This is a genomic window from Tractidigestivibacter sp., assembly GCF_050946515.1.
In the GTDB taxonomy this organism is placed as follows: domain Bacteria; phylum Actinomycetota; class Coriobacteriia; order Coriobacteriales; family Atopobiaceae; genus Tractidigestivibacter.
The window spans coordinates 23060-34311 of the sequence record NZ_JBMNUX010000012.1 but is presented as its reverse complement, the minus strand read 5'-3'; the positions used below and the strand labels follow the sequence as shown (position 1 = coordinate 34311).

The following is an 11252-nucleotide window of genomic DNA, read 5'->3' as shown; positions in this document are numbered from 1 at the left end:
GCTATTTCTCCAGAAGGCCGTCGACGAGCTTCACGAACTCGCCAATCGTGGTGGGGTTGGCGTCAGGGTCGATCTCGATGCCGAACTCGTCCTCGCAGGCCATGACGATCTCGACGGTGGCAAGGCTGTCCAGGCCCACGTCGGAAAGCTTGGTGTCCTCGGTAAGCTCGGTGTCGTCAAGACCGCCCTGCTCGCGGACGATTGCGCAAACGCGATCGAAGGTGCTCTCTGCCATCTTGTTTCTCCTGTCTTCTCTGGCGCCCGGAGGCGCTTTTGATGGATGAATTGCGAGGCGCTAGCCCCACTTGATGAGGCAAGCGCCAGTGTCCAGCCCCGCGCCGAAGCCGACCATGGCAACGAGGTCGCCTGGCTTCAGCTCTCCGTTGCGGGCGAGGCTGTCGAGCGCCAAGGGAATGCAGGCGCTCGAGATGTTTCCCGTCTTCTCAAGCGTGCGGGCCACCTTGCCGTTGTCTATGCCAAGGCGGCGGACTGCGGCGGCGAGGATGCGCTCGTTTGCCTGGTGAAACACAAAGTGGTCGATCTGGCTTGGCTTAATCTGCGCGTCGGCGCACATGGCATCGACTGAGCTGCAGATGGTGGTGACGCCAAACTTGAAGACGCGGCGGCCGTCCATCTTGAGCTGCGAGGGCGGCTTTGCGGTCTGGTCGAAGGGAGAGTTGCCGGAAAGCCCTGGCACGTGCAGAGCCTCAACGTCTGGCTGAGTGGACAGCCTGAGCGAGAGGACGCCGTCTCCGGGCGCAAGCACGGCAGCCGCTGCGCCGTCGCCAAAGAGGACCGCCGTCGAGCGGTCGCTCCAGTCAAGGAGGCGCGAGAACTTCTCGGCGGCAACCACAAGCACGTGCTGGGCGCGTCCCCGCGCAAACCATCCGTCGGCGACGTCGAGCGCAAAGACGAATCCGGCGCAGGCGGCCGAGACGTCGAATGCCGGGCAGGAAGCCCCCAGGAGCTCCGCGATGGCGCAGGCCTCTGCTGGCATCAGGTGGTCTGCGCTCGTGGTGCAGCAGACGATGAGGTCGAGCTGGCCAGGCGTGACGGAAGCCGAGGCGAGCGCGCGCTGGCTGGCAAGCAAGGCAAGGTCGTCTAGGGTCTCGGTCGTGCAGACCCTGCGCTCTGCGATGCCGGTGCGGGGGCGGATCCACGCGTCTGACGTGTCGAGAAACTCGCCGAGCTGGTCGTTCGTGACGGCGCGTTCTGGGAGCGCCGACCCGGTGCCAACTATGGAGAAGCCCACCTTGCTTCACCCCCCACCCTTCAACTAAAACCTAGAGTACTTTACCGCTTCAGAAGAATTGTTCAAAATAGTAGCTAATTTCGACACAACTTTTAGCTATACATTTCTCACGATTTGTGAAACGAGGCGTTTTCTGGCATGGAGCTGAGCGGAAAGCTGATATTTCTCGACGAGTGCGGCTCAACGAACGACGAGGTGGCCGCCCTGGCGCGTGAGGGTGCCGCCAACGGGACGTCCGTGGTCGCTCGCGTTCAGACGGCGGGGCGAGGCAGGCGCGGCCATAAATGGAAGTCGCTGGACGGAAACCTCTACCTCTCGACGCTCGTTCTGCCTAACGTGCCGAGCGCGAAGCTTTCAGGTGTCAGCGTGGCGGGCGTCCTTGGCATCCTGCGCGGAATATCCGCATGGTGCACGCCTGGCAGCGTCCTTGTGAAGTGGCCAAACGACATCGTTTCCAAGGGGCGCAAGATGGGCGGCATCCTCTGCGAGCTTGTGGACACGCCAACCGGCACTGGCGTCGTGTGCGGCGCAGGTCTTGACGTGAAGGCTCCAAAGCTTGACGAGCCGGCATCAGACGAGCCGACGCGCCTTGACGCCATCGGCCTCGAGGAGGTTGCGAGCACGACTTTGCCGCAGCTAGAAGAGCTTGCCGAGGCGGTTAGCTCTGGCATCGTTGAAAGCGTCGGCGCCTGGGCTGACGCCGTGAGGGACGAAGATGAGGCAACGGGTCCGCTCGCCTCTCTGGCGAAGGAGTATTGCGCGCGCCTTGCCTATATGGGGCAGCGGGTGGTCGCGCTATCGCATGAGGGGCTGCTGCTTGCAACGGGGAGCCTTGTGGGCGTCGACGACTGGGGCCGTGCGCTCGTTCGCGACGACGACGGCAACACGCAGCGCTTTACCCCCGAGCAGGCGTCTCTTCGTCCCGTGGGAAAGTAGCGCCTCGCACGGAGGCGTTCATCGCGCCTTGTCGGCCAGCGCCATGATCCCCTTGGCCGTGCGCAGGCATATGTCCTTGAAGTGACCGCCCGGGTTGAGCTCGAAGGACGCGCGGGCGCCAACGGACTCAAGGTAGTCGCGAAATGCCTCGGTTCGGTCACGCACGGTGCTGGTGGCCTGGTTTCTCGTGTGGCTCTCCTTGCTCCCGACCGAGAGGTAGGCGCGCTCGGGAACGCGCGCCATGTCGTGCGAGGTGGCAAATTCCAGAAAGTTGGGGTACCAAAGGGAGCCCGACATGCTGGCGACTCTGGAGAAGAACGTGCTCTTGTAGGGAGCGTAGCAGGCAAAGAGCCCTGCGAGCGAGTAGCCGGCAAGCCCCCTCCACGCAGGCTCGCCGCCGAGCTCGGCCTCGGCGGAGGGAGCAATCTGGCTTACGAGAAGCTCGAGGTAGCCGTCGGCGCGGCCGCCATAGCTCTTGTTGCGCTCGAAGGCAGAGGGCGCTTCCCACGGCGTCATGTCGCGGCCCCAGTCTATGTTGCTGATGCCAATGAGCGCCACGTCAGGGCACCCAAGCGAGGCGAGCGCGTCGAGGGTCTGGTCCGTCTCGTCCTCGTACATGTTGAGATAGACCACCGGCGCTCCCGCCGTTGTTGCGGGCGCCACGCATATCTGGTACCTGTCAAGCGAGAAGCGCTTGGTGCTCTTTGCCATGCCCTGCTCACTCCAAACTCCTGCGCGGCCTGCCGTTAGAAGCCCTCGGCCTTGCGCGTCTTGCGAAAGACGATGCGCTTCTTCGCAGCCTCGTTCTCGGCGCGCTCCTCGTCTGTCGTCAGCAAAAGCCCATACTCGACCGGCGTCGGCTTCCCGCTCTTGTCCATGCAGACCTCGGTCAGGTAGGCCATGTTCACAAGGGCGCGCGAGCCGTCTGCGACGTTTTCCACGTAGGTTTCCACGCGGACCTCCATCGACGTGCGGCCGACATGGGTGACCTGCGCGTGGATGGTGATGATGTCGTTCAAGAGCACAGGGCGCTTGAAGACAAGCTGGTCGACGCAGGCGGTCGTGACGGCACAGCCGCAGTGGCGGCGAGAAGCAACGCCCGCCGCGTCGTCGATCCATTCCATGAGCCGGCCGCCAAAGAGGCGGTTGATGCCGTTGATGTCCTCGTAGTGGACCGTCTTGGTCACCGTGACCATGGAGTCCGAGGGCGTCTTCATGGCCTTGTAGTGTCGCTTCTCAGCCATCTATGCCTCCGCCAGCTCGGAGACGATTTGGTCTGCGCTCACGACCTTCGAGCCATAGCACTTCCTGAAGTGCTCGAGCGCCCCCTCCTGCGTTCCGCAAAGGAAGGTCCTGGTTGCGTCCTCGACGACGATCGAGTCATATCCCAGGTTCCAGGCATCTGCCAGCGTATGGAGGACGCAGATGTTGGTGTCCTCCCCCACGGCGATGACGGTCTTTATGCCCAGCTCGCGAAGCGTGAGGTCGAGGTCTGTCTGGAAGAAGCCTGAGTAGCGGCGCTTGGGGATGATGAAGTCGCGCTCGCCTGAGCCAGCGCGAAGCTCGGGGTTCGGCACGGCCTTGCCTTTGATGCCGTGCTCGCCCCAGAGCGCAAGCTCCTTGTCGACGCCCGGGATGTGCTGGTCGCACAGGAAGAGCACGGGAAGGCCAGCCTTGCGGGCGGCGTCCACCACGCGCTTGGAAGCCGCAACAAGGCGCGTCTCGTCTGGGTCTGCCTTGTAGAGCGTGTCTTCGCCCTTGGTCACGAGAACGTCGATTACGAGAAGGGCGGTAGAGCTTTTGTCTAGAGCCATGGTTGCTCCCTTCGGTCAAGTCAACTGGGGCTAATGGTACCCTTTGCGGTGGCTTTAGCGATAGGGGGCATGCGATGGACGAGGGCTTCTTTCAGCGAGCGTACGACATAGTGCGGCAGATACCCCAAGGTCGTGTCGCCACGTACGGGCAGATAGCGCGCATGATGGGCGAGCCGCGCAAGGCCCGCTTCGTCGGGTTTGCCATGCACTCCTCGCCAGGCATGGCCGGCGGGGTTCCCTGCCATCGCGTGGTGTTCAAGGACGGCTCGCTCGCGCCGGGCTTTGCGTTCGGCGGCCCTAACGAGCAGCGCCGCATGCTCGATGCCGAAGGAATTGAGTTTCTTCCCAACGGCAAGGTGGACATGCGGCGCTTTCAGTGGGAGGCATAAGTCGCTGGCAGAGGAAGCCCTCCCTGGTCTTTCTTTGTGTCTGGCTAGGCGCGCTTTGTTGCAACGATGTCGACGCCCGTGCCGGCAACGTCACGCACGATGACGTCCCCTATCTCAACGGGAGCCTTAGCCGTGACCCCGACGAGGGCGGCCATGACGTCCATGACCTTGTCCTTTGGAACGTCGGAGGCGGTCTTGACCGAGACGGCCTTCTCGGACGTCGAGCCCGTCACGGGAACGGTGGAGGTGACCGTCCGCACGGGGTGCGTCACCTCGTCGCGCGCATAGCGGTCGCCGCGAGGGCAGGAGTTGCCCGTGACGGAGGTGATCTGCCCCTCGTCAAGCGTCACCGTGATGGCGCAGCCGCGGGGGCACCTGATGCAGGTCAAGGTTCTCTTTTCCATCGCTTACGCCTCCTCGAGCTTGACGGTGATCTTAGACGCGTTCGGGCGGGCGAGAAGGTCTTCGCGCTTCAGCGTGACCTGCTCCATCTGTCCCGGCACCAATATGGGGCGCCTCTTTGAGACTATGCGCTCGTCGTCCACGTACACGCTGATCCGTCGGTCCTCGAAGACGTCAGAAACCCTAAACCTCAAGGTAGTCTCGCTGTCCATCAAGCTTGGGTCGAGGGTTTGGGGAACGGTGTACCTTACCCCTCCCTCGGCAAAGACGGGCAGGTTGTGGCGGGCGGCATCCGCTGCGGAGCCACCGGCTGCCCACTCGGCGGCAGCTTTGCCCGCGCTTGTCGCCTCCTGCGACACGTAATCTACGAGGTCATGCACGTGAAGGACGTTTCCGCACGCAAATACCCCCGGGACGCTTGTCTCGAAGTGCTCGTTGACCGAGGGGCCGTGCGTGACGGGCGAAAGCTCGACGCCAGCGGAGCGCGAGAGCTCGTTTTCGGGAATCAGCCCGACGGAGAGCAGCAGCGTGTCGCAGGGATAGCGCTTCTCAGTGCCAGGGATGGGGCGGCGATGCTCGTCCACCTCAGAGATCCAGACGGCCTCGACGCGCTTTTGGCCCTCTACGCGCGTCACCGTGTGCGAGAGCAGAAGCGGGATGCCAAAGTCGTCCAGGCATTGCACGATGTTTCTCTTGAGGCCGCCCGAGTACGGCATGAGCTCGGCCACGCAGGCGACGTGCGCGCCCTCGAGCGTCATGCGGCGCGCCATGATGAGTCCGATGTCGCCAGAGCCCAGGATGACTACCTCGCGGCCGGGCAGGAGGCCCTCGATGTTGACCAGGCGCTGCGCCGTGCCGGCGGTGTATATGCCTGCGGGGCGAAAGCCGGGGATGTTGAGCGCGCCGCGCGGGCGCTCGCGGCAGCCCATAGCAAGGACGATGGCGCCGGCAGAGATCTGGCGAAGGCCCTCGCTCTCAGAGACGCAGGTGACGACTCGCTGGCCAGAGATGTCAAGCACCATGGTATTCAGGAGAAGCTCGACGCCCGCCTCCGCGGCCTGGTCCTCGAAGCGCGCCGCGTACTCGGGCCCGGTGAGCTCCTCCTTGAAGGTGATGAGCCCAAAGCCGTTGTGGATGCACTGGTTCAAGATGCCGCCAGGCTTTGAGTCGCGCTCTATCGCAAGCACGCGGCCTGCTCCCGCCTTGCGCGCGCTGATGGCGGCGGCAAGGCCGGCGGGACCAGCGCCAATGACGACGACGTCATAGTCAGTGGTGCTCATTTGGCATCGCCTCCGAGCGAGTCCTTAGGTGTTCCCACGATGAGGGTCGAGCCTGGACCGCACTTTGTCACGGTCTCCATCTGGACGTCGTCCAGCTCGCGCGAGAGGATTTCCATGATCTTGGGCGTGCAGAAGCCGCCTTGGCAGCGGCCCATCTGGGCTGCCGTGCGGCGCTTGACGCCGTCAAGGCTGCGCGCTCCGGGCACGCGATGGATGGCATCGACGATCTGGGCCTCGCTGACGTGGCAGCAGCGGCAGATCACATGGCCGTAGCGGGGGTCCTTCTCGCAGAGCTTTGCCCACTCCTCAAGGCCGGCCTCGTCGAGGTTGGGGATTCCGCGGCGAGTCTCGACGATGTCCTCGGCGGGCCTCTCCTCTGCGCCGACGATTCTGGCCGCGATGCCTGCGACCATGCGGCCGATGGCGGGAGACGCGGTAAGGCCGGGAGACTCGATCGCAGCGCAGTCCACAAACCCCGGCACGGCGGGGTTCTCGCCAATCAGGAACTCGTGCTCCGCTCGATGCGCGCGCAGTCCAGAGAACGAGGTGATGACCTCTCGAAGCGGCACGTCCTTGACGGTGATGCCGCACTTCGTTGCCACCTCCGCAAGACCGGCGGCCGTAGTGTCGGTTCCCTGCCGGTCGTCTATGTCCTCTGCGGTGGGTCCTACGATGAGGTTGCCGTGGGTGGTGGGCGCGACCAAGACGCCCTTGCCCATCTTGGTGGGAAGGGCGAAGACGACGTGCTTCACGTGAGCGCCTGCGGTGGTGTCAAGCAGCAGGTACTGGCCGCGGCGCGGGACGATCTTCATCTGGTCGGACTCTGGGCTCACCGCGTTGTGCACGAGGTCGGCATAGACGCCAGCGGCGTTCACGACGCAGCGGGCGTGGAACATCCCGCGCGTGGTCTGCAGCTCGAAGGTGCCGTCCTCGTTCTTCTCGATGTTCGTGACAGGGGCGTTGAACGTGAACTTGACGCCGTTAGCAGCGGCGTTCTCGGCCAAGGCGGCCGTGAGGTCAAAGGGGTTCACGATGCCGGCAGTCGGAGCCCAGAGGGCGGCTACGGCATCATCGGAGACGTTGGGCTCCATCTGGCGAAGCTCGTCTCTCTCGACGATCCGCAGGTCGGGCACGCCGTTCTTGCGCCCGCGCTCCAGAAGCTCAAGAAGGCCTGGCCGGTCGGCCTCGTTGGTGCAGACGACGAGCGAGCCAATCCGCTTGCAGGGGAAGTCGAGCTTCTTGGCGAGCTCGAACATGAGGGAGTTGCCCTCCACGTTGAGCTTTGCCATCAGCGTTCCCGGCTGCGCGTCATAGCCTGCATGCACGATGGCCGAGTTCGCCTTCGACGTGCCCGAGCAAATGTCGTCTTCCGCCTCGAGCACCATGACCGACGCCGTGGTTCGAGAGAGCTCGCGCGCCGTGGCACAGCCCGAGACGCCTGCGCCAATCACAATGACGTCGTAGCTGTTGGGTTCTTCCATAGGGCCGCTCCAAAAGTTCAAGATTTGAACTGACTCCGTGCAGATTATCCCCCTTGCCGGCTTCCCTAGTCCACCTTAGCCCCCGGGCGGCTGTCGTTGTTCGCGAACTGCGACTCGTAGAGCGTGGCGTAGAAGCCGCCTTGCGCAAGGAGCTCGTCGTGGGTTCCGTGCTCGATGAGCCTGCCGTCCTTCATGACCAGAATGCAGTCTGCGTTTCGCACGGTGGAGAGGCGGTGTGCCACGACGAGCGAGGTCCGCCCCTCCATCATGCGGTCGAACGCGTCTTGCACCTGCAGCTCGGTGCGGGTGTCGATGGAGCTGGTCGCCTCGTCCAGAAGCAGGATTGCGGGGTTCGTCAGCATGACGCGGGCGATGCAGAGCAGCTGGCACTGCCCCTGCGAGAGCGACCCTCCGTTCTCCTCGACCACCGTGTCGTAGCCGTGTGGTAGCTGCACGATGAACTTGTGCGCGTGCGCTCGCTTCGCTGCGGCGACGACCTCTTCGTCGGTCGCGTCGGGCCGGCCGTAGGCGATGTTCTGGCGGATGGTGCCCTTGAAGAGCCAGGTGTCCTGAAGGACCATGCCGAAGGCGGAGCGCAGGCTCTCGCGCGTCAAGGCTGCGGTGTCCTGCCCATCGATGCGAATGGTGCCCGAGTCGACGTCATAGAAGCGCAGAAGCAGGTTGATGAGCGTGGTCTTCCCGCATCCCGTGGGGCCAACCAGCGCAAACGTCTGTCCGGGCTTGACCTCGAAGGTGATGTTCTGAAGAAGGGGGCGGTCCTTCACGTAGGAGAAGCATACGTCCTCAAACTGGATGCGCCCGCGCCTTGGCTCCGCCAGCTCTTTGCACCCTGCCTCGTCAGGCTCGTCCTCGGCGTCGAGCAGGGCAAAGAGCCTCCGCGCGGAGGCAAGAGCCGTCTGCAGCTGGGTCACCACGCCCGAGATCTCGTTGAAGGGCTTCATGTACTGGTTGGCGTACGAGAGGAAGCTCTGGACCTGCCCGGCGGTGAGCGGGCTGGGGTATCCGGTGATGACGCAGATGCACCCAAAGACGGCGACGCTTGCATAGACGATGTTGTTGACCAGGCGCGTAGAGGGATTAGAGAGCGAGCTGATGAACTGCGCGCGCTCCCCTGCCGTGTAGAGGCGCCCGTTTATCTCGGAGAACTCCTTGTTGCACTCGTCCCCACGCGCGAAGGCCGAGACCAGCTTCTGGTTTCCGATCATCTCCTCGGCGTAGCCGCCAAGCTCACCTTGGATGGCCTGGGAGTCGGCAAAGCTCTTGGCGGAGAAGCGCGCGATGAGCCAGGCAACCAGAATCGAGAGCGGCGTGACGCAGACCACGACAAGCGCCACCGGCACGGAGAGCGAGAACATGAAGACGAGCGTCCCTGCGATGGCGAAGATGCCGGTGAAGAGCTGGGTGAAGCCCTGGAGCAGCCCCTCTCCCACCATGTCGACGTCATTCACCACGCGCGACAGGAGGTCGCCATGGGAGTGGGAGTCGATGAACGAGAGAGGCAGGTGGCGAAACTTCTTGTACGCGTCGATGCGAAGGTCGCGAATCGTCTCGTAGGAGAGGCGGTTGGTGCACCAGCCCGAGAGCCACTGCGAGAAGCCCGCTATCACGACGACGATGGCGAGGCGAACGCAGATGGGCTGGAGCGCCGCAAAGTCGACGTGCCCCTCGCTTATCAAAAGGTCGATGCCCTGGCCAATCAGGATGGGCACGTAAAGCTGCAGCAAGGTCGAGACGGCAGCCGTCACGAGCGAGACAACCATCGAGATGCGGTGCGGCTTCGTGTATCCCAGCAGGCGCGAGACTACCTCGCGCGTGGAGTAGACGGAAGCGTCGAGGTCATTGCCAGCAGGTCCTCCCCCCTGGCCCATGTCGCCCTTGACCATGCGAAGCGAGGCCGCCCCTCCTGCGGCTCCCGTGTAGATGTTCGGCATCAGCGCTCCACCTCCTCTTTGCGAAGCTGCGAGAGGCAGATTTCGCGATAGAGCTGGCAGGTGCTCAGAAGCTCTCTATGAGGTCCCAAGCCCGCCATGCGCCCGTGGTCAAGGACAAGCACCTGGTCTGCGCCCATGACGGCCGAGACGCGCTGGCTCACGATCACGGTCGTGATCTTTGAGGAGAGCCCGGCCAGCGCCCCGCGCAGCCTGGCGTCGGTGGCAAAGTCGAGCGCCGAGGCGGAGTCGTCCAGCACGACGATGCGGGGAGACCCCACGAGCGCACGGGCGATGGTCAGGCGCTGGCGCTGGCCGCCTGAGAAGTTCTTCCCGTCGGCCTCGACGAGGGTGTCCAGGCCGTCGGGCTTCTGGCGCACGAAGTCTGCAGCCTGGGCGCACTCGAGCGCCTCCCAGAGCTCGCCGTCTGTGGCGTCCTTCTTTCTCCAGGTGAGGTTGGAGCGAATGGTGCCCGAGGTAAGCGACGCGTGCTGCGGAACGATGCTCACCTCGTGGCGCAGCTGCGCGATGGGGTAGCTGCGCACGTCATGGCCAAGCACGCGCACGCTCCCCTCGCTTGCGTCCATGAGGCGCGGCAGGAGGTCGACGAGCGTCGACTTGCCCGAGCCGGTTCCGCCGATGACCCCGAGCGTCCCGCCCTCGGGAAGCGTCAGCGTCACGTCGGAGAGCGCGTCCACCTCGGAGCCCTCGTAGCGGTATGCCACGCGCTCGAGCTCGAGCGCGGGCTTCTCGCCACGCGCTGGAAGAGCGAGGCTCTCGTCTGAGCCGTCGGTGATGGAGGGCTCGCAGTCAAGCACCTCGAGGATTCGCTTGGCCGAGGTCTGCCCGCGCATCATGAGGATGAGCAGGTTGGCGAGGTAGCCAATCGAGGTGAGCGAGGTGGTCATGTAGTTTATGAACGCCATCGTCTCGCCCTGCGTGAGGTTGCCCAGGTTCACTTGGATGCCGCCTTGCCAAAGGATGGCGACGATTCCCATGTCCATGATCACCATGGTCGCGGGGCTCAGGAACGACGAGAGCTTGCCCGATGCGATGGCGGTGTCCGCCTGGTCGCGCGCGGCGTCGTTGAAGCGGGCGTCCTCGTGGTCTTCGCGGCGGAAGGCGCGAATCACGCGGACGCCGGAGAGCGCCTCGCGCGTGACGAGCGAGATGCGGTCAAGCTTGGTCTGCATTGACTGGTAGTACGGAAGGACGCGGCTCATAACCAGATAGAAGACGAGGCCCACGAGCGGGGTGCAGATGAGCGTGATGACGCCAAGCCGAAGGTCGATGAGCAGGCAGGCGATCACGGAGCCTACGGCCAGAAGCGGCCAGCGGGTGAGCTGCCGGATGGTGAGGGCGAGCGTCACCTGCACCTGGTTGGTGTCGTTGGTGACGCGCGTGACGAGCGATGGCGTGCCAAAGCGGTCGACCTCGGCGCTCGAGAGGCGGTTCACCTGCGCGTAGAGGGCGTCTCTCAGGTCGGTGCCCACCGCCTGCGAGACAAGCGCCGCCATCTTCTGGCACACGAGCGTGAAGCAGTAGCTCACCGCCGCGAACACAAGCAGGAGAAGCCCCAGGCGCACGATCTCGTCGGTGTTTCCCGTGGCAACGCCGTCGTCGATCATGCGGGCGACGACCAGGGGCGTCAGGCACTCGAACACGACCTCGACCATCTTGGTCAGGATGCCTGCGAGCGCCTTCCCTCGGTAGGGTTTGAGGTAACGCTTCATCAGCTCAATCATGCGG

Annotated in this window: 12 protein-coding genes; 2 read left to right on the top strand and 10 right to left on the bottom strand. The window is 64.2% G+C overall.

The features are described from left to right. Position 1 precedes the first annotated feature (1 nt). Both ACOYJL_RS07950 and ACOYJL_RS07945 read right to left on the bottom strand, forming a co-directional pair. On the bottom strand, positions 2–235 hold the full coding sequence (locus tag ACOYJL_RS07950; RefSeq protein ID WP_433569687.1) for an acyl carrier protein: 234 nt from the start codon (positions 233–235) through the stop codon (positions 2–4). Positions 236–295: 60 nt separating this feature from the next. Continuing rightward, positions 296–1252, bottom strand: a complete 957-nt coding sequence (locus ACOYJL_RS07945) for a beta-ketoacyl-ACP synthase III (protein ID WP_433569686.1) — start codon at positions 1250–1252, stop codon at positions 296–298. A gap of 138 nt (positions 1253–1390) precedes the next feature. Between ACOYJL_RS07945 and ACOYJL_RS07940 the strand changes: the two genes are divergently transcribed. Further along, a complete protein-coding gene (locus ACOYJL_RS07940; protein WP_433569685.1) occupies positions 1391–2188 on the top strand; it encodes a biotin--[acetyl-CoA-carboxylase] ligase in 798 nt (265 codons plus the stop codon). 18 nt (positions 2189–2206) lie between these two features. On the opposite strand, the gene ACOYJL_RS07935 is transcribed toward ACOYJL_RS07940, so the two are convergent. Genes ACOYJL_RS07935 through ACOYJL_RS07925 form a run of 3 tightly spaced genes read right to left on the bottom strand, consistent with a single transcriptional unit; the run spans position 2207 to position 4002 of the window. Then, positions 2207–2899 (bottom strand): alpha/beta hydrolase, encoded by a 693-nt coding sequence (locus ACOYJL_RS07935; RefSeq protein ID WP_433569684.1) that lies wholly within the window; start codon positions 2897–2899, stop codon positions 2207–2209. A 35-nt stretch (positions 2900–2934) separates the two neighbouring features. Continuing rightward, positions 2935–3432, bottom strand: coding sequence for an acyl-CoA thioesterase (locus tag ACOYJL_RS07930; RefSeq protein WP_433569683.1), 498 nt, complete (start codon positions 3430–3432; stop codon positions 2935–2937). Further along, entirely contained in the window at positions 3433–4002 is a 570-nt protein-coding gene (locus tag ACOYJL_RS07925) for a cysteine hydrolase family protein (RefSeq protein WP_433569682.1), read from the bottom strand. It lies immediately after the preceding gene. A 74-nt stretch (positions 4003–4076) separates the two neighbouring features. On the opposite strand from ACOYJL_RS07925, the gene ACOYJL_RS07920 reads away from it, so the two are divergent. Then, on the top strand, positions 4077–4391 hold the full coding sequence (locus ACOYJL_RS07920) for an MGMT family protein (protein ID WP_433569681.1): 315 nt from the start codon (positions 4077–4079) through the stop codon (positions 4389–4391). Positions 4392–4435: 44 nt separating this feature from the next. Here the strand turns inward: ACOYJL_RS07920 and ACOYJL_RS07915 are convergent, their stop codons facing one another. The 5 genes from ACOYJL_RS07915 to ACOYJL_RS07895 form a co-directional block, all read right to left on the bottom strand. Further along, positions 4436–4795, bottom strand: coding sequence for a DUF1667 domain-containing protein (locus ACOYJL_RS07915; RefSeq protein ID WP_433569680.1), 360 nt, complete (start codon positions 4793–4795; stop codon positions 4436–4438). 3 nt (positions 4796–4798) lie between these two features. Further along, the gene (locus ACOYJL_RS07910; RefSeq protein ID WP_433569679.1) at positions 4799–6073 is read right to left on the bottom strand and encodes an NAD(P)/FAD-dependent oxidoreductase; all 1275 of its coding nucleotides are present in this window, start codon (positions 6071–6073) and stop codon (positions 4799–4801) included. Next, positions 6070–7554: an NAD(P)/FAD-dependent oxidoreductase gene (locus ACOYJL_RS07905; protein ID WP_433569678.1), complete on the bottom strand. Its 1485-nt coding sequence runs from the start codon at positions 7552–7554 to the stop codon at positions 6070–6072. Before ACOYJL_RS07905 ends, ACOYJL_RS07910 begins: the two co-directional genes overlap by 4 nt. Positions 7555–7619: 65 nt before the next feature. After that, on the bottom strand, positions 7620–9506 hold the full coding sequence (locus tag ACOYJL_RS07900; RefSeq protein ID WP_433569677.1) for an ABC transporter ATP-binding protein: 1887 nt from the start codon (positions 9504–9506) through the stop codon (positions 7620–7622). After that, entirely contained in the window at positions 9506–11248 is a 1743-nt protein-coding gene (locus tag ACOYJL_RS07895; protein WP_433569676.1) for an ABC transporter ATP-binding protein, read from the bottom strand. Before ACOYJL_RS07895 ends, ACOYJL_RS07900 begins: the two co-directional genes overlap by 1 nt. Between the last annotated feature and the right edge of the window lie 4 nt (positions 11249–11252).

What these genes read in the sequence shown, in the direction of transcription:
- ACOYJL_RS07950 (WP_433569687.1), bottom strand. Translation starts at nt 235, where the DNA reads ATGGCAGAGAGCACCTTCGATCGCGTTTGCGCAATCGTCCGCGAGCAG.
- ACOYJL_RS07940 (WP_433569685.1), top strand. Translation starts at nt 1,391, where the DNA reads ATGGAGCTGAGCGGAAAGCTGATATTTCTCGACGAGTGCGGCTCAACG.
- ACOYJL_RS07935 (WP_433569684.1), bottom strand. Translation starts at nt 2,899, where the DNA reads ATGGCAAAGAGCACCAAGCGCTTCTCGCTTGACAGGTACCAGATATGC.
- ACOYJL_RS07930 (WP_433569683.1), bottom strand. Translation starts at nt 3,432, where the DNA reads ATGGCTGAGAAGCGACACTACAAGGCCATGAAGACGCCCTCGGACTCC.
- ACOYJL_RS07925 (WP_433569682.1), bottom strand. Translation starts at nt 4,002, where the DNA reads ATGGCTCTAGACAAAAGCTCTACCGCCCTTCTCGTAATCGACGTTCTC.
- ACOYJL_RS07920 (WP_433569681.1), top strand. Translation starts at nt 4,077, where the DNA reads ATGGACGAGGGCTTCTTTCAGCGAGCGTACGACATAGTGCGGCAGATA.
- ACOYJL_RS07915 (WP_433569680.1), bottom strand. Translation starts at nt 4,795, where the DNA reads ATGGAAAAGAGAACCTTGACCTGCATCAGGTGCCCCCGCGGCTGCGCC.
- ACOYJL_RS07910 (WP_433569679.1), bottom strand. Translation starts at nt 6,073, where the DNA reads ATGAGCACCACTGACTATGACGTCGTCGTCATTGGCGCTGGTCCCGCC.
- ACOYJL_RS07905 (WP_433569678.1), bottom strand. Translation starts at nt 7,554, where the DNA reads ATGGAAGAACCCAACAGCTACGACGTCATTGTGATTGGCGCAGGCGTC.
- ACOYJL_RS07900 (WP_433569677.1), bottom strand. Translation starts at nt 9,506, where the DNA reads ATGCCGAACATCTACACGGGAGCCGCAGGAGGGGCGGCCTCGCTTCGC.
- ACOYJL_RS07895 (WP_433569676.1), bottom strand. Translation starts at nt 11,248, where the DNA reads ATGATTGAGCTGATGAAGCGTTACCTCAAACCCTACCGAGGGAAGGCG.